Below are 21,054 nucleotides of genomic sequence, written 5' to 3'. Positions count from 1 at the left end.
CTTTATATATAAACTGTAATCGGCGAGAATGGGAAAACCGAAAACAGATTATAGTCTTTTATGTTCGCCTGTAATAGAGAACTGCACCCATTCGGCGATATTAACCGCATGGTCGCCGATTCTTTCAAAATACTTTGCAACCATAAGCATATCAAGTACTTCAGACGTTCCCTCATCTTTTTTAATAATATCCACAAGGTCATTGACAATTTCTTCAAACAATGCGTCAACAACATCGTCATTATGAGAAACTTCTTCTGCGACAAGCAAATCCTTTTTAATAAACGCCTCAACGCTCTTATTGACCATATCAATAGTTGCCGCCGCCATACGTTGAATATGCTTTGATTTTTTCAACATCTTCTTTTTCGCGGTTGACGCAATTTCTGCTATATCCTCAGCCTGATCACCGATACGTTCCATATCGGTTATCATTTTAAGTGCGGCCGAAATAAGTCTTAAATCACTTGCAACAGGCTGTTGAGTCAAAAGTAATTTCAAACAAAGACTTTCAATCTCTCGTTCTTTATTATCTATCGATTTTTCATAGTCATATGCCTTATTTATCGAATGTTCGTCACCGTCAAGTGCCTTTACCGCATTTGCGATTGCACTTTCAATAAGTCCGCCCATTGTAGTAAGTTCTTCATTGAGAAGTGCCAACTGTCTTTCAAATTCATCTCTCATTATCCAAACCTCCCTGTTATGTAATCTTCGGTTCTTTTATCTTTTGGTTTTGAGAAAATCTTTTGTGTATCGTCAAATTCCACTGCCTCACCAAGCAAGAAAAATGCTGTTTTATCCGAAACTCTTGCGGCTTGCTGCATATTGTGCGTAACCATAATTATAGTGTACTTATCCTTAAGCTCCCACACCAAGTCCTCAATTTTAGATGTGGATATAGGGTCAAGTGCCGAAGTCGGTTCATCCATAAGCAATACTTCCGGTTCTACCGCAAGTGCTCTTGCAATACAAAGTCTTTGTTGCTGACCTCCCGACATACCAAGTGCACTTTTCTTTAATCTATCCTTTGTTTCGTCCCATATAGCCGCCTGTTTTAACGAACGCTCAACTATTTCGTCAAGCTTGCTTTTCGCCTTAATTCCGTGCGTTCTCGGACCGTATGCGATATTATCATATATACTCATAGGAAACGGATTAGGCTTTTGAAACACCATACCTACACGTCTGCGAAGTTCATTCACTTCAATATCGCCGTAAACATTTTTACCGTCAAGCAAAACCGTTCCGTCAATCTTACAACCCTCTACAAGGTCATTCATTCTGTTTAGCGTTTTTAAAAACGTAGACTTACCACACCCCGACGGGCCTATAAATGCCGTAACTTTATTTTCGGGAATCTGCATATCTATCCCTTTTAAAGCGTGGAAATCACCGTAATGCAAATGTAAATTCTTTATATCAAATTTCACTTTAAAATTCCATTCCTTTCTATATCATCAATTCTTTGCCGCAAACTTCTTTGCAACAAGTGATGACATAAAGTTAATTATCAACACAAATATCAACAGTACAACCGCCGTTGCATATGCTTGATTTGTGTACAAGCCCTCGCTTGACAGTACATACATATGTATTGCAAGTGTACGTCCCGATGACAGAAGTCCTTTTGAAACCTCCGCAACAGTACCTGCCGTATAAATAAGCGCCGCCGTTTCACCGACAATTCTACCTATTGCAAGGATAACGCCTGACAATATACCCGGCATTGCCGCCGGAAGAACAATTTTAAACACAGTTCTAAGCTTGCCTGCGCCGACTCCGAAACTTGCTTCACGATATGAATCGGATACTGCAAGAAGTGCCTCTTCTGTTGTTCTCATAATAAGCGGAAGTACCATTATTGCCAACGTTGCCGCACCGGCAAGTATTGAATATCCCCACTTTAAATATGTTACAAAGAACAACATTCCGAACAAACCATATACGATTGACGGTATTCCCGAAAGCGTTTCAGCGGTAAGCCTTATAATACCTACAACCTTGTTGCCCTTTTTCGCATATTCGACAAGGTATATAGCAGTACATATTCCGAGCGGTACTGCAACTATAAGCGAACAGAGCGTCATTTCAATCGTGTTGATTATTGCCGGTAACATTGATACGTTTTCGGTTGTGTAATGTAAGCTGAACAGTTTGGGGCTTAGATTAGGCACACCTTTTATCAATATGTACGCAATTAAAAACAGTAATACGCCGAACGTCAAACAGCTTGCAAGGATTACTGTTCCCTTTAATATTTTTGAGCCTAAATGTTTCATTGTTCTACTTCTTAACTCCTCTCCAAATTCAAAGCGTCAGCAAAATTGTTCACAGTGCTGCTTTGCAGTTCGTGGTGCTGTACGAGTGTACCGCTCCGAACAAAAAGTGGTGCTGCGGGCAATTTTTCAAGCTTTGTTCCTTCCTTTTATTATTGAAAATGATATGTTGATAAGAAGTATAAACACAAACAACACAACCCCCGTTGCAATAAGCACTTCACGGTGTAAATCTGCCGCATAACCCATTTCGATTACGATATTTGAAGTCAAAGTTCTGACACCTTTTAAAATGCTTGACGGCATTCTCGCCTGATTACCGGCAACCATAATTACCGCCATTGTTTCACCAATCGCACGGCCTATACCAAGAATAACTCCTGCAAGTATTCCCGATTTTGCCGCAGGTAATATAACTGTAAATATACTTCTTTCCTTTGTTGCACCGAGTGCCAACGCACCCTCATAATAGCTTTCGGGTACACTTCTTATCGCACTTTCCGATACACCGATAATTGTCGGCAAAATCATTATTCCAAGCAAAATTGAGGCTGTAAGCATACTGTTTCCGTTTCCGCCGAAAACCGTTTTCACAAACGGAACAAGTACCACAAGTCCGAAAAAGCCGTAAACTATCGAAGGAATACCTGCTAAAAGCTCCGTAGCAGGTTTGAGGATTTTATATAAGGGTTTTGGACAATATCTCGACATAAATATTGATGTCAGGATACCTACCGGTACACCAATAACGATTGCACCGGCGGTCACATATATACTTCCCAAAATCATCGGGAAGATTCCGAATGACGCAGGACTATCTGTCGGAGCCCAGTTAGTACCCGCAAGGAATTTGAAAAGTCCTACCTTACCCATTGCAGGTATTCCGTTTGCAAAAAGGAATACGCATATCAGCAATACGGCAAGTATTGAAGTAAGGGCAGCGGTGAAAAATACGCCGCCCATTATCTTCTCTTTGTATTTTCTCATGCTATTTCACTCCACATTGTCTTTGTACCTGTAAAGATGTCCTTTATATCCTCTGTTGACATATCGTCTGTCGGATTTTGAGGGTTTACGATTACCGCAATACCGTCAAGTGCAATCGGTGTTGCTGTCAATGTAGCACTTTCACTGTCTTTTAATTCTCTTGACGCCATACCGATGTCGCAAGTACCCTCCATTGCACCTGTCATACCGGCAGTTGAGTCACTTGTCTGAAGTTCGATTTCTGCATTTGTATTGACTTTTAGATAAGCCTCTTTAAGTTTTTCCATTACAGGTGATACCGAAGATGAACCTGCTACAACGATTTTGCCTGTCGGCTTTGAACCTGCATACGGTTGAGCATCATCGTTGATTTTAATATATCCGTCTGAAACTATTTCCTGTCCCTCACTTGATAGGATATAGTCGATAAAGTCTTGTGCAACATCTGAAATATCAGATTTTGTTGCTATATTAAAAGGTCTTGCAACCTTGTATGTACCGTTCTTTACGTTTTCGGCTGTTGCCTCTACTCCGTCAACTTTGACTGCCTTGACGCTTGAAGAAAGTGAGCCAAGCGATACATAACCGATACCGTATTCGTCACCGGCAACGTTTGTAAGCATAACGTCAGTCTTGTTTGCGATTACTGCCTCATTTGTTGTCTTGTCAGTCTTTGTGCCGTCTGCACCTTTTTCCTCTATTCCCATAAGCTCTATGAATGCGCCTCTTGTACCACTGCCGTTTTCTCTTGATACAACTGTGATGTCACTGTCTGCTTTAAAATCAGATGACGATGATGTTGTCGAAGTTGATGACTGCGGTGATTGTGTTGTTTCTCCGCAACCTGCAAGGGCTGTCATAGCCATAACGCCTACTAATATTCCTGCCAATAAATTTCTCTTTTTCATTTTTCTTATCTCCTTTTTACTTTATGACTTTATTATAGACCTCTTATGTAAAATCCACTATCTGAATATACTTAAATAAATGTAAAATAAAAAGTCGGTTTGTAAAATCCAACTTAAATGTGTAAGATAATTTTTAAATAGCACGCGTTAATAACAAAACAACTTCAACTTACATATTATATACAGCAGAGAAAACTATATAAGGAGGATACACTATGTTTGAAAATGTTTCTGTTATAGGCGGTGATTTAAGACAACTTACTGTTGCAAAGCTTTTGAAAGCTGAAGGGTATCACGTTTTTCTATACGGCTTTGATAAAGATATACAACTTGAAACACTTGAATGTGAAACGGATAAAGATTTGGTTTTGAGTGCAGATATAGTAATTTTGCCTGTACCCGTAACCTTTGACGGCAATACAATTAACTCGCCTTACGCAAAAGAACCGATGATTATTGATGATTTTCTGAGTGAAATAAACCCGTCCGCTTTGGTGTTCGGCGGACAAATACAACCTAATTTGCAAAAAGCACTCGAAGATAACCATATCGCATATCGCGACTACCTTAAACGCGAAGAACTTTCAATAAAAAATGCCGTCCCTACGGCATTGGTGATATAGGTATTGATTTTGGGGATATAAAAACAGGTCATATATTCAATTAACTCATTAATATTATTATCAATAAACATCATCTACCCTCCTCAAAAAGAAACAATCTCACAACTTTCAATAACTGTCGTGTACTTTTCCATATAACCGTGAGTTGAGTATTTAATTTTAAAAGCGAAATCTATGTATTTCAGTTTCACAAGCATATAATCATCATACACAATAATTTTATCGACAATCTCTCCATACACATTTTCGGAGCAAATCGCATTTATTATGAATTTCCGCAACTCATCTATATTGTTCTGTCTTCTCTGTATAGCGGTTTGGTTGTTCTGTTGTTTCTGCAAAATAGCATTGATTTTCTCAATCTCTTTATCATACTTATCTTTAAGAGCAGTCATTTCGTCTTTATTTATGTCACCGCTATAATAACTGTCAAGCATACGCATTTTTTTATTTTGTATATCCTGTATCTTAAGCATCAGATTTTGCGTATTATCCTCCGGCATATCAACCGAGTTATTAATCTCATTCAATATATCGTCAGCAATATTATTAATATCCACATCAAGTTGTTCGGTTATAAACTTCATACAAGTCAAAAGCGACTTGTTATTTACGGTACGCATATTGCAGCCAACCTGATTATTATTTTTATCAAGCTTTTTATTACCGTGCGCCGTTCTCTCATGACAAGCCCACATTATGTAGATACCGCTTTTCTTTTTTGATTTGCGTATCACAAACCTTGAACCACATTCGGAACAAATTATCTTACCACTGCACCAATATCTGTTGGAATACTTTTTCTTAGTGCTTTTATCCACACTTCGCCTTTGCAGTTCAGCCTGTGCCATATTCCACATTTTACGGCTGATTATCCCCGCATGATGATTTTCAATATATATTTTGTCCTCACTTTCATTTATGACCTTATGATGTGTAAGATAATCTTTCGTGACATACTTTTTTTGCAGTAAATCACCTACATACTTTTCATTACGCAATATATTTAAAATCATTGTACTGCTCCAAAAATCTTTACTTGATTTAGGCGGTTTTATACCTTCTTCGTAAAGTTCCCGTGCAACAATATGCGTACCTTTACCCTCATTTACGTACTTATGAAAAATCAATTTGACAACTTCCGCCTCACTTTCATTAATCGACAATACACCGTCATTAATATCAAACCCGACAATACTGTTATTTCCGAACACAACACCGTTTTCCATAGCACGTCTTTGTCCCCATTTCACACGTTCTGAAATTTTTCGGCTTTCTTCCTGTGCAACAGATGCCATAATCGCCAAACGAAACTCACCGTCATTTTGACGTGTATCAATATTATCGTTGATGAAAAATACACCTACATCATATTCCTTTAACATACGGGTGTAATTCAACGTGTCAACAGTATTTCTTGCAAAACGGCTGACTTCCTTTGTTAAAATCAAGTCTATTTTTCCGTTTTTACAGTCGTCAATCATACGGTTAAAACCTTTTCGTTTCTTGGTTTGAGTGCCTGTGATACCCTCGTCAAAATATACCTTGACAAACTCCCAATCGTCCTTTGATTTAATGTAGCTTTCAAAATACTCACGCTGATTTGTAAGTGAATTTATTTGGTCCTCCTTGTCAGTCGAAACACGCGCATATGCCGCCACTTTAAGCACCGCCGATACCTCCCCGCTGTCGCTATTTCATAAGCAATCTCTTGTACTGTTGCTCCGTTATCATTTTTCTTGAATACATCTCCTTTACAATTCCACGTCTGTAACTTGCTTTCAGTTCATAATTGATTTTAATTTTCCCTTTCACTTAAACCACCCCATTTATACAGTATATAAATAAGGATAAGCTGTATTGCCATCGCATACAAAAAAGAGCCAACCTTTACGGTTGACTCTACGGTGTTATTTATCTCCAGCCTTTTCTTGATTCATAAGCGGTTATGGTTTCTTTGTTCTTTCTTTCATAGTCGTTGAACATACTTTCACAATCTGACATTGATGTACCTCTTGAAGAATACCACGGTTTTGAACTAAAGAACTGTGCATATTTTTCGGTAGTGAATGTATAGCCGTAATGTGCGTACATTGCATTTAAAAGTGTTCTGACTTCGTCTTGACTAAGCTTATCAAGAATTGTGTCCGATATATAATATTCGTCCAAATTGTAATCATCGGTATCTATAATACCAATCTCGCCTATATCGCTGTTTTGACTGGTTGTATTAGATGTTTGTGCCGTACTGTTTTGAGGTGCGTTATTTTGTGCACCGCCGTCAATTTCGTCCGTAACATCATCCCAATTAACAGTCACTCCGGCATACTCATATGCTTTTCCGAGAAATGCCAATATGTTAGTCAACTCTTGATCAATATCGTTTAATGATAAAGAGTTGACTTCAAACGAATCGTCATCATTTACCACAAACTGAATTTTCGCCTCAACTTTTTTATCATTATACATGCAATTTCCCGTACATTGCACAACATCCATATTATCTTCACTTAAAAAGTATTTCCAAGTGTTTGTATGTAAAAAACTATCAATCGCCACACCTACCGGGACTTCATCAGAAAACGAATAAATATATCCGCCTTTCACCGCTATTATTTTGTTTGTTTCATCCATATTATTTGAGTCAATAAAAGATGATGACTTTGGTTCATCTTGTTCTGTTGCACAACCGCCTATTGAAAGTGCCATACAACCTACTAAAATTAATGTAATTATTTTTTTCATAATAAATTCCCCTTTCCGAAAATCAGAACATTTCATTCTTACCCTTGATAAAGTCATAAAATTCCGCATACGTTGTTTTCATAATCGGCAACGAATAAAAACCTGCAAAACCAAGTGTAACTGTATTTAATATATACCAACCGATGAATGACAAATCAAGTTTAAACCAAGCCATTTTATTGCCTTTCATCAATTTAATACTTTCAGCCATAACTTTTATAAACGACATTCCCGGTTTGTCCTTTGCTATGTAGAAAACAGGTCTGAACCAATATATCGGGAATATTATCGGAACAATTAAAAATATAGCAAATACATAGCACATAATACTTCTTATTATCGTAATTAAAAGCACCTTAATCGGCATTTTGGTAATGCCGTCAAAAACCGATTGAAAATCCGGCGTTTCTTCTCTTGCCACATTTAAAGTATACCATTCACTTCCCACAGGCAAAAATATCAAAAGCAACGTTGCAACACCCGATATGATATAGCCTCCTATTGACCCATTCTGCGTACTCAAAGATCCACACATAACAGCAATCACTCTCAACAACCATAACAGCGCCTCTATAAGTGCCGGTGTGTTACCGCATTGTTTTACCAAACTCTTTGCACGCAATTTCATTGCACTGATATCAAAATTCATTATTTTTTCTCCCCTTCCGCTAACACATTACATTTCTTTTTTCAATAAATAAATTCAATTTAGAAACAAGTTTTTTCGCCTCGACAACTTCATTGGATTCAACATATCTGCCGATTTCCTCAATAGTACCCTCAATCTTGTCCTCAAGCTCCATACTGTTTACACTGCTTTTTCGATTACCGTATTTAATATTGTCAACTGCCTTTTTTAATTCAGTTTTTAAACTGTCGTCATTGACGCTTACCAAAATCAAATTTATATGACGTTGACTTTCGGTATAGAAACTATATTCTCCGCTTGTCTGATTTTTTTCTATACTGCCAAACGCACCGTACAATATAAGTTGAGCAATACCCATCAAGCACAAAAGAACAACACTCATTGTAAGCATTGGCGTCATTCTGATAACCATCTTAAACAATATAAACTGAATAATTAGATATACTCCGTAAACAATGATATAAGGCACTCTTAAAAATTCCAAATTGTTTTTAAATTTCAAAACTCCCCAAGGAATTATCTGCAATACAATCGCAATGTCCAAAAATATGTACCCTATAATAAACGCCGGTGTTTTTATAGTACGCGTAAACAATGTCAATGTAGATAAAATAAGCATTATAAATACTATACCGGAAGATATAATCAAATTTTTCTTCATATTATTAACATCCTTCCTTACTTAAACTTTTATACCGTTTATAATTAATCGTTGTATATCGGCAAGTAGGTCAGCCATTACAGACATTTCTTCCGACCAAATCGAAAATTTGTGTTTACCAAGTCTTAAAAGACCATTTTCAGCACTGATTGATGACAACAACAGCTCTAACCAACTCATATACACCTTTCCGTAATCCGAGCTTATATATAATCCGTTATCGCAAATTGCTATACCTCTTTTACCTCTCCGTATAGACATTTCAATAATCATATAAGTTTCTACACCCTCTGGTATACCAAGCCCTTTTTTATATTTTATACCATGCTCCAAAGCCATAACATTTGACGGTACTTTAATCATCCAAGGTTTGACAAGCTTTCTGCGTTCGCACATATTTTTAGCCGCTTGCTTGCATATTTCTCTGTTTATTGCCTCATTAAATGATTCTTTTATTATAGGCGCATTTCCAATTATCAGTCTTGCCTCCGAAAATTCCGAATCTCCTATTGCAATTCTACATAAATACTCACCGGTTTTAAAATGATCCACAGGTTTCATATATATATGACTTTGCTCGCCTTTTTTAAATGTAGATTTCACAGAATCTCTTGATACGATTTTTTGTTCGGTATACGAGTAGAAATCAATTTTAACCTCTTCTGTTACTGTTTCAGGTATTTCATCATAAAATATTACAATATTCAATTTTCTTTTTTCACCCGTTTGAACAGCAACGCATCTGGAACGATTTTTATAATCGCTGTTTGTTAAATATGTGTCAATCCATGTGATTTTATATGTTCTGCCCGAACCTCTTTGTTGTCTGTTCCCACTGTTTGACGGAGGAGTTGGTCTTTTCTCTCCCTTTACTTCACTTCCGCAGTATTCGCAAATTGTATCATCATAAATTGACACGCCCTCTAACGGTGCTCCGCAGTGTGGGCAAACTCTTTCACTCATTTAAAATCACCCCTATTTGAAAATCTTACTTTTTATAAATGCTTTTTTTGAATTTTTCATAAGTTTGTCAACGTAGTCCGCATTTATGTCCAGCTTATAATCATTAATGCTCAAGTCACCCGTATAAACATAAGAAATATTTAGCTTACCGTTATCCGGCAAAAACATAATCGGTCTGTTTCCGAAATCAACAATATCGCCTTGTGCATTAAATTTCACAGTCATTGATTGATCACAATATAATGCATTATTACTTGCCGCCTCACGAAAACCGATTAGATACATCATTTTTGAAACAACACGCAATGCAACAATAATTTTTTCACCATTTGCATTGTTGGTTGTAAAATATCCGCCGTCAACTTTATCATAATTTTTACCTGCAAGTTCAACATATAATTGAGGATTTAACACAGCGATTTGCTTTGTCCCCTCTTCTTTTTGTTTTTCTTTTTGTTTTTCTTCTTGCTCTTTCTTTTGCTTTTCTTCCTCCGCCTTTTTCTTTTCCGCCTCGGCTTTTTCGACTTTCTCTTTCTCTAATCGCTCTTTCTCCGCCTTTTCTTTTTCGGCTTTCTCTTTCTCTAATCGTTCCTGAAGTGAACCCCAAAATTTAGACAAAATTAAATATTAACTTGCTTGTGAATGAGTTCGGTATTGTACCGGACTCATTCCTTTTAGCTTTAAAGAAATTCTTTCATTGTTGTAATAATCAATATATCTTTTTAATTCATCTATGAAAGCTTTGACACTTTCAAATTTTTCACCATAAAACATTTCAACTTTCAATCTTCCGAAGAAGTTTTCCATCGCACCGTTGTCCATACAATTTCCTTTTCTAGACATACTTTGTACAATATTGTGTTCTGACAGTAAACGTTGATATTCCGAATGTTGGTATTGCCAACCTTGGTCAGAATGGAATAATGGTTTCGCATTAGCGGGCAGCTTTTTGAATAAACCATCAAGCATTTCTCTAATTTGCTGCAAATTTGGACTTAATGAAATTGAGTATGACACAATTTCTCGATTATACAAATCCATTACAGGTGACAAATATACTTTATCATTACACACTTTAAATTCAGTTACATCAGTTGCTAGTTTTTCAAAAGGTTTTGTAGCTGTAAATTCTCTTTTAAGTAAGTTGTCGGCTATTTTGCCGATTTCTCCTTTGTATGAACGATATTTACTGTTTTTGCGTTGTTTTCCTTTGAGATTAAGTTCTTTCATCAGTTTCAACACAGTTTTATGGTTAATTGTATATCCTTTTTGTCTTAATACAATTAAGATTCTGCGGTAGCCGTATCTGCCTTTATTAGCTAAAAATATATATAGTATTTCTTGTTTCTCTTTCTTGTATTTATCTTTGATTGGATGTTGTATATAGTAATAAAAGGTACTACGGGCTAAACCTGATAATTGCAGCAAGTCTTTTAACGGATATTTTTGCCTTAATTCATTGACTATTGCTGCTTTTTCTCTTCTTTTAACATTCTTTTCCGAACTAAGGCACTGAGTTTTTTTAAGTATTCATTCTCCATTCTTAATCGCTGATTTTCGGCAATTAAATCTTCTTCAATTTTCTTATCAAGTTTGGGTGGACGACCTTTTGCTATTCCATCTACTTTACTGGCTCTACCTCGTCTTTCTTTCATCAGACCTTCGGCTCCTTCTTCCAAGAATATGCGTTCCCATTTCGATATTACATCATGTTTAACATCGTATTTTCTCTCTGTTTCCATTATACCCAAATGGTTTTCTCGCATATCCATTATAACAGATAGTTTGAATTCTGGCGAGTGTTTTCTATATTTTTGCCCTTTCTTTGCCATAAAAATATGCACCTCCAAAAGTGTCTAACTTTTGGGGTGCATATCATCCTTTTCAGCCTTTTCTTTTTCGGCTTTCTCTTTTTCTAATCGTTCCTTTTCAGCTTTTTCTTTTTCAATTCGTTCTTGTTCTTCCGCTTTTCTTTTTTCAGCCTGCTCATCAAACTTTTTGAAAAACTTTTCTTTTCGTTCTTTATATTCATCACCGAGTTTTATAAGCTCTTTCTTCTGTTCAATCGGTGCATAGTCAACCGCTCTTTGAAAATACATATCATTTACCGTATACGGACGGCACTCCTCCGTAAATTCCGTACACTTGTAATCAATCGGCTTTGATACTTCCCACCATATACGCCAATCTGTTTCAAATTCCGTAGACAAGTCAATAAGTAAATCCTGTGCTTTCAAATAATATGTAGGTTGATTTTCCGTATCTGCATATTCCTTTTTATTAAAACTTGTATCGTAATAAAATTCAACCTCTTCCAAAGCACTGTCAACCTTACTTTTCGGTTCATTCTTCGGTGTTTCACTTTTTACTTCCGGTTGTTCTGTCGGTTTTACCTTTTGTACTTCCGGTTGAATTTCTTCATATTTCGGCACTTCTATTTTAGTACCGCATTTTAAACAAAAACAAAAATCTCTTGATTTATCAAGCGGAAACTGAAAACCGCAATTTGGACAAATTACATTTTCCATTATATCATTTCATCTCCTACTGTACCTTTTCACCGCATTCAAGGCAGAATTTTGCTCCCGGTTGAATTACAGCGCCACATTTTAAACAAGTCTTTTCAAGTTTTTCACCGCACACAAAACAGAACTTTGCCTCTTCGGGCAATTCGGCATTGCACGATGGGCAGATTTTTTTACCTTTCGGAACTATCTTCTGACCGCAACCTAAACAGAATTTTGCTCCCTCCGGCAACTTTGCACCGCAGTTTTCACAAACAATACCGTTATCCTCATGCGGTTGTTCTGGTTTTTCCTGCTCATTATTTTGAGGTTTTATATTGTCGTTGATTGCCTCATTCATTGCTCCGCCTACTGCATTTCCGACGTTCAAACCCATTCCGAGTCCCATCCCGGCACCCATCACGGCTGACGAAGTACCCTCGTTTGACGCAGCTCTGTCAAGAACGTTGAACATTCTTTCCTGCTGATAATTGTATCCGAGTATATCCATTTTTGCTCTTTCGGACTTCGCCTTACGAAGTTCCAAATACGCGGGGTCGTTTTCGGGAACGGATATTTCATTTACGTTGAAATTGACAAGTTCCAATCCGTATTCCGTAAATTCCGCTCTCAAATCATCGGCTATTGTGTTTGATATTTCTTTCAAATATGATTGTATTTCAAGAATTGAAATTTCTTTCTGCACAAACATTTTGGCAACATAATCTCTTATGTTTGTAAGCAAAATCCCCTTAAAACAATCGGATAAAGTTTTCTGATTAAATTCACGAGTCGTTCCTACTAATTTAATCAGCAGCTTTTTACTCTCCGCAACCTGTATTGCAAATTGTCCGAACATTCTTACAGGTATCATAATACGATATTTTGCGTCTTCAATTTGAAGTGGCGTCGGTGTACCCCAACGAATATTCATTGATACGGTTTTATTTATAAAATATACTTCACAATGGAACGGCGATTCACCGTTAAACGGTAAATTAACCAATCTGCGAATGAGCGGTATATTCTGCGAATGTAATGTATATCTTCCCGGTCCGAACGTATCAAGCGCTTGTCCGTCTTTAAAAAATATTGCCTCTTGTGACTCATGTACAATCAGTTGTGATAGTGTATTAAAATCCTCACCCGGAAATTTCCACACAAACACGTCGTTTCCGCAATCTTTACCGTCACATTTAATTACTTTAAAAATGTCCATATAATTTCACCCCATATAATTACTTCTCATTAATAATTGACAGTTCCTTGTATTTTTCAAGCAATTCTTCACACTTTAAAATGCTGTGTTTTTTCTCCAAGCAAAACATAATAATGCTGTCGCGTGCAATTTTTGAATAAAGCACACCTACGCCCGCTAATTTCAAAAGTTCATTACTTTCATCTATATCCAGTCCAAGTCCGAAACAAATCTGCAAGGCTTTATTTCGCGTCGGTGACTTACGTTTCCCCTCACCCAATTTATATAAATATGACGAACTCATATGTGCCTTTCTTGCAACATCCGCAATTTTAGTCTTTTTTTCTTCCACAAGTTCATTAATATATTCTGCTAAAGATACATTTGGAAGTAACTCATTGTCATCTAAAAAAACATCTATATCTGTTGTTTGTTTTAATATTTCAGTTAATTCCTCTGTTTTCAATTCTGACATTTTTTTTGCCACACTTTTCACACTCCTACCAGATTATATTATTCTATATTTTATCAAAATGCGACACAAATGTATCGGACTGTCAGTGTTAATCTTAAAGTTTGACACTCCCCGTATCAATTTGATAATTTCATTATAATCTCTTACAATCGCTTTTGCAGTTCCTGGCAGGGTTAATTTGTTTGTGTGTTTTGTACAAATATCTTGTTGATATATGAAGAAATTAATGGTATACTTAGTATATAGGGGGAATATTTATGATAAAATACAGAATTATATATCCGTTAAACGACAATCTTACTACATTCAGAGTAAAATGTACAGAAGATGACAAATTATACATTAAGAAAATACTTGACAGACCACAATTTGAAATATACAAAATAATTCAAGAAAAGGATTATGACGGTGTACCTAAAATCAAAGAATTGTTTTACAGTCCCGAAAACGATAAATACATATTATATGAAGAATGTGTACAGGGCTACACGATAGATGAGCTGTTTAAAAAAGGCACTCAATTCAGCAAAAAGTTTGTTATCAAAATGGCAACCGCACTATGCAATATCTTAAAACCGATTCACAACGACAACTTAATTCACAGAGATATTTCTCCGAATAACGTGATGTATTCGCAAATAGAGGACAAATTTTATCTTATTGACTTCGGCAATTCGAGATTGAACAAAATCAACACACCGAAAGATACTGTTTTTGCCGGTACGCCGATTTTTATGGCACCCGAACAAGGCGGTGTCGGAACTCAATCCGACAATCGAACGGATATTTACGCAATCGGTATGCTTATGAAATTTATGCTTACCAAAAATACCACCGATAAAAAATCAAAAATTCGCGGAAGGCTTGGCAAAATAATAAAGAAATGCACGCAAAGTGAAATAGCATCAAGATACAAAAATGTTGATAAACTAAAATTTAAACTTTCAATGATTAAAGTTGATGATTTTCTGTTCCCTTTCAAAATATATCTGTACATACTGATTGGTGTAATATTTATCCTTCCAACTATAATTACTGTTTTCTTTGACCTTAACAATATGATACATATGTATACAGATATAAGACGTTACAATCTGGTTAATCCGATACAAGAATCTACCGGCTATGTCCGTAGCAACCGTGAGCAAGAGCATATATGCGACCTTATCGCCGACCGAAATATTGACGGGGCAAGAAAAATACTTGATTCTCACACAGAGAAAAGCTCTACCGATATTGTGCTTTATTCACAAATTTACGAGATTGAAGGTGATTATGACAAAGCCGCCACCGTCATTCTTGATTATCTGAAAGATAACGATTCCGGCACTGCCGTCAGAATGTATGACCGACTAAAACATTTAAAACCACACTGTTCATCTGATATTTCCGAACAAATCACACCATACGAAAATTAAGGCGAGACAGCAAAATGATGTGACCCCCAAAAGTTAGACTTTTTATAGCGTAGTAGTTTTAACGACTGCTACGCTATTTTTATGCAGCCAAGGTGTTGAGCCGATACTCAACCGGACTCATCCACCCAAGTTTTTCTTTTATTCTTTTCTCGTTGTAATATTTTATATATCTTTCAATAGCATCTTTAAGCTCTTCAAAGCTGTAATATGTAGTTCCATAATACATTTCCTGCTTTAATATTCCAAAGAAATTTTCCATCACAGAGTTATCATAACAATTTCCTTTCCGAGACATACTTTGAAATATTTTGTTTTCTTTAAGAACAGAGGAATATGCACCCATTTGATATGCCCAACCTCTGTCTGAATGGAATGTTCTTCTGTATGGGCAATCAGATGTTATTTCTATTGCTTGTTTCTGTGCCGATAAAACACTTGCCGCTGATGGAGTTTTGCTTATACCATAGCTTAACACTTCACCATTAAACATATCAAGAAATGGGTCTAAATACAATTTCTTAATTACCATTCGGCCTTTGTTGTCAATCTCATAATACTTAAATTCGGTCGTGTCAGTAGTTATCTTTTGATGCGGTACAGATGTATTAAATCGCCTGTTAATTCTGTTTGGTGCTATTTTACCAACATTGCCTTTGTACGAATTATATCTGCGACTTTTTCGAGTAAATGATGTGACCTGGAAACATAATTTTTGCATGATTCTTTGAACTTTCTTTTTATTCACAAAAATCTTTCTGTTTCGTAATTCTCTATATACCCGTCTGTAACCGTAATCCTTGTTTTCTATATGGATTTTAGTGATTTCATCCTCCAACTGTTTATCAGGATTTTCTCTGTCAAATCGTTTTTGCCAATACATATATGTTGCCTTTGGAAAACCGACTACTGCGAGAATGTCTTTTAATTTGAACTGTCCTCGGAGACTGTGGACAATTCTCGCTGTTTTTTCAGAAGAGTTTCCTCCTCTAAACGCAGTCTCCTCAATTCTTTTAAATATGCATTTTCTATTCTAAGTTTAAGTAGTTCGTCTTCAAGTTCTTTGACATGCTCGGCACTTGTATCCACGGGTTTTTCTCCGTCATATTTAGAAGGCTTTTTACATTCTCTTATATCCAATGTTTTCTTACGACCTTTCTTTTTAGGTCTCAAAGCATCAGGTCCGGCAATTCTGAAATCATTGACCCATTTTACAATCAATGATGGATTACTAATTCCTTGTGATAGTGCTAATTCCTGATATGAGACCTCACTTGATAGATACAATTCTACCATAGAAAGCTTAAATTGAAAAGTATATTTCTTATTTTGTCTCGAACGCATTAACCCTTCTTCACCAAATTCTCTGTATGCGTGTACCCATTCTTCAATTCTCCTCTTTGCAGGAATGTTATATTTACTTGCTAAATATCTATACCCACCTTCAGCATTTAGATATGCCTGCACAACCTCCATTTTAAATTCAAAACTATATTTTGCCATGAAAAAACCGACCTCCCAATAGTTAGATTTTTGGTCTAACTTTTGGGGGTCGGTTCAAAAACTATCTCGCCTTTTTTTATGCCTTAATATCAGCATATCTCTCTTGATTAAGCACATCAAGCATATACTCATACGGAGTACACTTATCTTCCGTAACCATTGAAAAAATTCTCGGATTGCAACCGGAAACAAGCGTCACACCTTGCTCATTCATTTCTACAGGTGATTGCATATTGCGGCTTGCAACATTCCAAAACACCACCTTAGGCAAAGTATATCCGTTCTGTTCAAACTTTTCCTTTGCGTATTCAAAATTTGTAACATCAGAATTTTCCGCACAATAATCAAATTCCATATCCGATATTATATACAATTTTGACGGCATATCTTCAGGCAATGTTTTATTTTTCACCGCCGTACTTAAAACAAGGTCGAACACCGCTTGAATATCAGTATTGGCACATTCCGCAAAAGTTTCGCTATACTTCACTTTTTCATAAATATCCTTACCCTTAATTTCAATAAGCTGCGGATTACACGAAAAAGTAATAAAGTGATTTTTAAAATCACCGCTGTTTCTTTCCGCAAAATATATTGCGAGTGAAAACGCTACCGAAATCGGTTTCGGAGTTGCACTGCACCAATACATTGAACCCGACGTATCAGCTACAACAACAGCATTCTCATCATTTGTGTAATCAGCTTGATTATCCCACGTCACATCAAGACTTTTTCTTTCCTCATCACTTATTTCTGTATCTTCATTGATAATAGGAGCAATAATATCGTATGGCGTAAGAGTTTCCGTATTGATTTTCGCATTTCCAGATTGTACATCTTGCAAAAACTCGCTATACCTGTCTTTATCGTTTCGTATAAATGCCTTTCGATATTTCATCAATGCTTTGGACGGTTGATATGAATAATCGAATGTATAGTCTTTTTCTCTAAGATTATTTTCGATTATTTTAATATAGTTTCTCAAACGTGAAAGCATTTTTCGATACTCACAGTTATCCATTTCGAGTGCTTTGGCTATTTTTCGGGCATTGTATTTAGTCGCTTTATTTGACGCATTTACTGACGGCAACCACTTTGCCAAAAGCGATATATTCTTACCTTCTGCCATTAAATCAATGTCTTGTTCAAGCTGTTCTTTTATAAATTTTATAACATATTCTTTGCAATCGGTATACAGCAGTACAAGCAAATCGTCAAACCGTCCGTATTCGCCGACATATTTTATATTTTTAATAAGCGACTGCTTGTTATATAATGCAAGGAATTTAAGTATTATACGAAACACACGTCTTTCGCCAATTCCGCCGCGAACATCTCTTGCATAAAACAAAATTTTCATTGCCATATCGGGATTTTCGTTATATGCTCTGATAAATCGCTTTACAATTTCTGTTTCATCGGCACTTCTTAACGCACCGATTGTTGAAAACAAATCAAGGCAATATGATTTTGTTCCCTTGTATGTAACCGCTCCGTTTTCGGTATATGTTTTGTTAGATTTCTCTTTTAATAATTCAAGCATTGAAAATCCCTCCTGATAATTAAAATAAAAAAACAAGGCACATTTTGAATATATGAATCGCTCAAAAAATCATTGCTGTATGTGCCTTTATGCCAAGGTGCTTTTTGTTAAATAGAGTTCCGACTTTCATCGTAGCTCATTCTGCATCTAAAAAAATTGCTGTTAGCACCTTTAATTGTTCATGTAGATACAAGGTGCTCTTCTAATAAACAATGCGGGAGTCGAACCCGCTAACCCCCTGTCTGCAAAACAGGTGTTCTCCTGTAGAACTAATCGTTAGGTTTTCGTTTGCTGTAAGCACCTTTAGAAACAAGGTGCTTTTTAGTAAACAGTGCGGAAATCAAACCCGCTAAACCTGTCAGCAAAAACAGTTAATCTTCTGTAGAACCGATTGCTGTTAGCACCTTTATTGATTTTAATTATACACATATGAGTTGTTCTTTTCACGGAAAAAAAGTTGCGAAATACTATTTGTTTAAATTATTTTGCATTCTAAGTCTTTGTTTTATCTGCTCAATAAACGATTCCGGCTCCGTGACTTTCATTACAGGTCCGAACGCCAAAACTCTTATTAAAAGCTCCGTTTCATCATCTTTATCATAATACAAAGTAATCTTATACCTGTCGTTTGAAACTTTTTCTGTTTTCTTTTCAAGATGAGAAAAATGCAGCATTGTTCTTTCAAGTGCATTTCTTTCATCGATGAGTTCAATTACCAATTTTTCCTTTTTTACTTTATACGAAACTGTCTTTTCAAATTTTTCGTCAAGCCTGCAATCTTCAATTCGTGCAATATTAATCGTCCACAAAGTATGTCTTTCATATGCCTGTAATCTGAATTTGTCGTCCTGCGGTGAATATTCTATGTTGTACGGTATCACCGATTTATTATGCACTTTACCTGTTCTGCCTCTGAATTTAACGACTGCTTTACGTTTTTCACGCAAGGCTTTTAAAACAGTTTTAAAATTCCTTATATATCGTTCGTCATTATACGGATCACCGTCATTATACCTGTCAAAATACACAAACATATCCTGACTGTATAACGGCTCTGCATTCTCCAAACCTTTTATGTCCACATCAAACAACTTCACTCTCGAATCGTTCAAAACCGCTCTGAGCCATCTTTTTTCCATATCGGTCAACGGCATCTGCGGTTTGTTTTTTATCGGAGTTTTCAAATCGGACGTTAACAGTCCCCACTTCTCATTTTTTATTTTTTGCGGCAGACTAAGTATACTTTCACCGAATGCACTTTTGCCGACAATGCTGATTATATCATTTTCATTTAACTCACCACGCACTGCTGTATCCAGAATTTTTGCCACTGCATTAAAATATTCTCCGTAAATTTCACTGAATATCATTACCGCACCTCGTATATCCTCTTCATCATTTCAAAATCTTCTTTTATTTGCTTTTCAACACGTTCATTACTGCACTTTATTTCAACTATTCTGCCTGTAAATGTTTTTATCCACGGTACCATTTCCGATGCGTCATATACTTCCGTCATAAACTTGTAATCACCGTTTGCAAGTTTTTGGATAGTTCCGTTTCTTTTTTCTCTTTCAAGCCGTTTTAAAATATATTCCTCTCCCTTTGCTATGCGGACAGTCATTTCAAGTTTTTCGATGTAGTTTTCTTTTCCGAACGACACTCCCCATAATTTTTGCACAGCAGTATCGGCTCTCATCATCATTTCATTTTTATTTGTACATTCATTTGACTTACAAACCTCTTTTATTCTGTCAAGCCTGTAAAATGCAAAGCGTTTAAAAATATAATTCCACATCAAAACATACCGTCTGCCGTAATATGTACTGACATAAATTTTAAGCGGTAAAACTTTATATGTTTTTATTTTTTGCATATTGTTTGAAAATAATTTTATTTCCGCATTACAGTTGCCGTTCATTATATCAAGCAAATCATACAGCACTTCACTTTCAAGTGCGTTGAATATATAGTGATGTTTAAATCTGAACGAATTTTCTTCATTGTCAAATTTGTCAAGCAAATACGAGCCGATAACTCCGATAGGATTAACCTCCGTAAAAAATGACAACGCATCTCTCCACTTATCCAAATCAACATCACATTCGTTTAAACTGTATATTCTTTTTCTGCCCTGCTTTTCACTTTTTATAAGCCCCAATTTTTCATATTCGTTTAACTTTTTTCTTATGGTTGACTCGTCACATTCCTTGACACTCTCAAACATTGAGAAATATTCATTCGCTATTTCATCGGCAATTTCACTTGACGAAAGACTTTTGTTTTTCAAAATATCGAGTATGTAAAAATGCAGCATTATATCCTTATCGGTAAAGCTTTTCGCCTTAAATGCCTTGTATAGCGGATTATGCAAAACAGTTCTGCTGTCAAGTGACAAAAAGGTACTTTTACCGTCCGACTCATTTGTGAAACACATATATTCCCCAAGCCAACTTTCAATTCTTCGACGTTCATTATCATAACTCCTGCTGCTTTTTTTGTCATAATCTTTACGTCTTTTAAATCCGTACACATAAAATTGACTCATATAATCACGAATATTTTCAAAATTCTTTATAAGCTCACTGTATGCCATATTTC

At 36.1% G+C, this 21,054-nt stretch carries 23 protein-coding genes and 1 tRNA gene; 2 read left to right on the top strand and 22 right to left on the bottom strand.

The features are described 5' to 3' along the window. Positions 1–48 precede the first annotated feature (48 nt). From phoU to ACSAMO_RS10465, 5 genes are all read right to left on the bottom strand, one after another. Entirely contained in the window at positions 49–687 is a 639-nt protein-coding gene (phoU, locus tag ACSAMO_RS10485) for a phosphate signaling complex protein PhoU (RefSeq protein WP_117968906.1), read from the bottom strand. Next, complete coding sequence (gene pstB / locus ACSAMO_RS10480; RefSeq protein ID WP_022228991.1) at positions 687–1,433, bottom strand: phosphate ABC transporter ATP-binding protein PstB; 747 nt, start codon at positions 1,431–1,433, stop codon at positions 687–689. Before pstB ends, phoU begins: the two co-directional genes overlap by 1 nt. A gap of 27 nt (positions 1,434–1,460) precedes the next feature. Then, positions 1,461–2,282, bottom strand: a complete 822-nt coding sequence (gene pstA / locus ACSAMO_RS10475; protein ID WP_499209283.1) for a phosphate ABC transporter permease PstA — start codon at positions 2,280–2,282, stop codon at positions 1,461–1,463. A 126-nt stretch (positions 2,283–2,408) separates the two neighbouring features. Further along, positions 2,409–3,266 (bottom strand): phosphate ABC transporter permease subunit PstC, encoded by an 858-nt coding sequence (pstC, locus tag ACSAMO_RS10470; protein ID WP_499209282.1) that lies wholly within the window; start codon positions 3,264–3,266, stop codon positions 2,409–2,411. Next, a complete protein-coding gene (locus ACSAMO_RS10465) occupies positions 3,263–4,174 on the bottom strand; it encodes a substrate-binding domain-containing protein (protein WP_499209281.1) in 912 nt (303 codons plus the stop codon). Before ACSAMO_RS10465 ends, pstC begins: the two co-directional genes overlap by 4 nt. A gap of 215 nt (positions 4,175–4,389) precedes the next feature. Here ACSAMO_RS10465 and ACSAMO_RS10460 point away from each other — a divergent pair, with 215 nt between their 5' ends. Further along, on the top strand, positions 4,390–4,797 hold the full coding sequence (locus ACSAMO_RS10460) for a dipicolinate synthase subunit DpsA (protein ID WP_337599607.1): 408 nt from the start codon (positions 4,390–4,392) through the stop codon (positions 4,795–4,797). A gap of 83 nt (positions 4,798–4,880) precedes the next feature. Here ACSAMO_RS10460 and ACSAMO_RS10455 read toward each other — a convergent pair whose 3' ends face one another. The 12 genes from ACSAMO_RS10455 to ACSAMO_RS10400 form a co-directional block, all read right to left on the bottom strand. Next, positions 4,881–6,467, bottom strand: coding sequence for a recombinase family protein (locus ACSAMO_RS10455; protein WP_412614921.1), 1,587 nt, complete (start codon positions 6,465–6,467; stop codon positions 4,881–4,883). 22 nt (positions 6,468–6,489) lie between these two features. After that, positions 6,490–6,612 (bottom strand): hypothetical protein, encoded by a 123-nt coding sequence (locus ACSAMO_RS10450; RefSeq protein WP_308457218.1) that lies wholly within the window; start codon positions 6,610–6,612, stop codon positions 6,490–6,492. A gap of 99 nt (positions 6,613–6,711) precedes the next feature. Beyond that, on the bottom strand, positions 6,712–7,542 hold the full coding sequence (locus ACSAMO_RS10445; protein WP_499209280.1) for a YARHG domain-containing protein: 831 nt from the start codon (positions 7,540–7,542) through the stop codon (positions 6,712–6,714). 22 nt (positions 7,543–7,564) lie between these two features. Beyond that, on the bottom strand, positions 7,565–8,191 hold the full coding sequence (locus ACSAMO_RS10440; RefSeq protein WP_499209279.1) for a DUF975 family protein: 627 nt from the start codon (positions 8,189–8,191) through the stop codon (positions 7,565–7,567). A 19-nt stretch (positions 8,192–8,210) separates the two neighbouring features. Continuing rightward, positions 8,211–8,852, bottom strand: coding sequence for a hypothetical protein (locus ACSAMO_RS10435; protein WP_499209278.1), 642 nt, complete (start codon positions 8,850–8,852; stop codon positions 8,211–8,213). 21 nt (positions 8,853–8,873) lie between these two features. Further along, positions 8,874–9,815: a TFIIB-type zinc ribbon-containing protein gene (locus tag ACSAMO_RS10430; protein WP_482489260.1), complete on the bottom strand. Its 942-nt coding sequence runs from the start codon at positions 9,813–9,815 to the stop codon at positions 8,874–8,876. Positions 9,816–9,827: 12 nt separating this feature from the next. Then, positions 9,828–10,433 carry a hypothetical protein gene (locus ACSAMO_RS10425; RefSeq protein WP_499209277.1) on the bottom strand — a complete coding sequence of 202 codons (606 nt, stop codon included), beginning with the start codon at positions 10,431–10,433 and terminating at the stop codon, positions 9,828–9,830. A 9-nt stretch (positions 10,434–10,442) separates the two neighbouring features. Beyond that, entirely contained in the window at positions 10,443–11,345 is a 903-nt protein-coding gene (locus ACSAMO_RS10420; RefSeq protein ID WP_176813171.1) for an IS3 family transposase, read from the bottom strand. Next, entirely contained in the window at positions 11,279–11,647 is a 369-nt protein-coding gene (locus ACSAMO_RS10415) for a helix-turn-helix domain-containing protein (protein ID WP_176813169.1), read from the bottom strand. The genes ACSAMO_RS10420 and ACSAMO_RS10415 overlap by 67 nt, the downstream gene beginning before the upstream one ends. Before the next feature lie 24 nt (positions 11,648–11,671). After that, a complete protein-coding gene (locus ACSAMO_RS10410; protein WP_499209276.1) occupies positions 11,672–12,343 on the bottom strand; it encodes a hypothetical protein in 672 nt (223 codons plus the stop codon). Between the two features lie 16 nt (positions 12,344–12,359). After that, positions 12,360–13,538 (bottom strand): SPFH domain-containing protein, encoded by a 1,179-nt coding sequence (locus ACSAMO_RS10405; protein ID WP_482489263.1) that lies wholly within the window; start codon positions 13,536–13,538, stop codon positions 12,360–12,362. A gap of 19 nt (positions 13,539–13,557) precedes the next feature. Then, positions 13,558–14,004 carry a helix-turn-helix domain-containing protein gene (locus ACSAMO_RS10400; RefSeq protein WP_117968796.1) on the bottom strand — a complete coding sequence of 149 codons (447 nt, stop codon included), beginning with the start codon at positions 14,002–14,004 and terminating at the stop codon, positions 13,558–13,560. A gap of 245 nt (positions 14,005–14,249) precedes the next feature. On the opposite strand from ACSAMO_RS10400, the gene ACSAMO_RS10395 reads away from it, so the two are divergent. Then, on the top strand, positions 14,250–15,410 hold the full coding sequence (locus ACSAMO_RS10395) for a protein kinase domain-containing protein (protein WP_499209275.1): 1,161 nt from the start codon (positions 14,250–14,252) through the stop codon (positions 15,408–15,410). 79 nt (positions 15,411–15,489) lie between these two features. On the opposite strand, the gene ACSAMO_RS10390 is transcribed toward ACSAMO_RS10395, so the two are convergent. The 5 genes from ACSAMO_RS10390 to ACSAMO_RS10370 all read right to left on the bottom strand — a co-directional run bounded on the left by ACSAMO_RS10390 (position 15,490) and on the right by ACSAMO_RS10370 (position 21,049). After that, positions 15,490–16,910 (bottom strand): IS3 family transposase gene (locus ACSAMO_RS10390; protein ID WP_303693311.1). Its coding sequence is split into 2 segments (ribosomal slippage): positions 15,490–16,388 and positions 16,388–16,910, totalling 1,422 coding nucleotides; the frame shifts between segments, so codons are not numbered across the junction. A gap of 76 nt (positions 16,911–16,986) precedes the next feature. After that, positions 16,987–18,453 carry a DUF2828 family protein gene (locus ACSAMO_RS10385; RefSeq protein WP_499209274.1) on the bottom strand — a complete coding sequence of 489 codons (1,467 nt, stop codon included), beginning with the start codon at positions 18,451–18,453 and terminating at the stop codon, positions 16,987–16,989. A 206-nt stretch (positions 18,454–18,659) separates the two neighbouring features. Continuing rightward, a tRNA-Ala gene (locus ACSAMO_RS10380) sits at positions 18,660–18,731 on the bottom strand. Positions 18,732–18,920: 189 nt separating this feature from the next. Continuing rightward, a complete protein-coding gene (locus tag ACSAMO_RS10375; RefSeq protein WP_499209273.1) occupies positions 18,921–19,823 on the bottom strand; it encodes a WYL domain-containing protein in 903 nt (300 codons plus the stop codon). After that, positions 19,823–21,049 carry a WYL domain-containing protein gene (locus ACSAMO_RS10370; protein ID WP_499209272.1) on the bottom strand — a complete coding sequence of 409 codons (1,227 nt, stop codon included), beginning with the start codon at positions 21,047–21,049 and terminating at the stop codon, positions 19,823–19,825. The genes ACSAMO_RS10375 and ACSAMO_RS10370 overlap by 1 nt, the downstream gene beginning before the upstream one ends. Between the last annotated feature and the right edge of the window lie 5 nt (positions 21,050–21,054).

Source organism: Ructibacterium sp. SJQ-7 (assembly GCF_054696575.1).
Note: the sequence above shows the minus strand (reverse complement) of the source record. Positions and strands in the feature narration are given on the sequence as shown.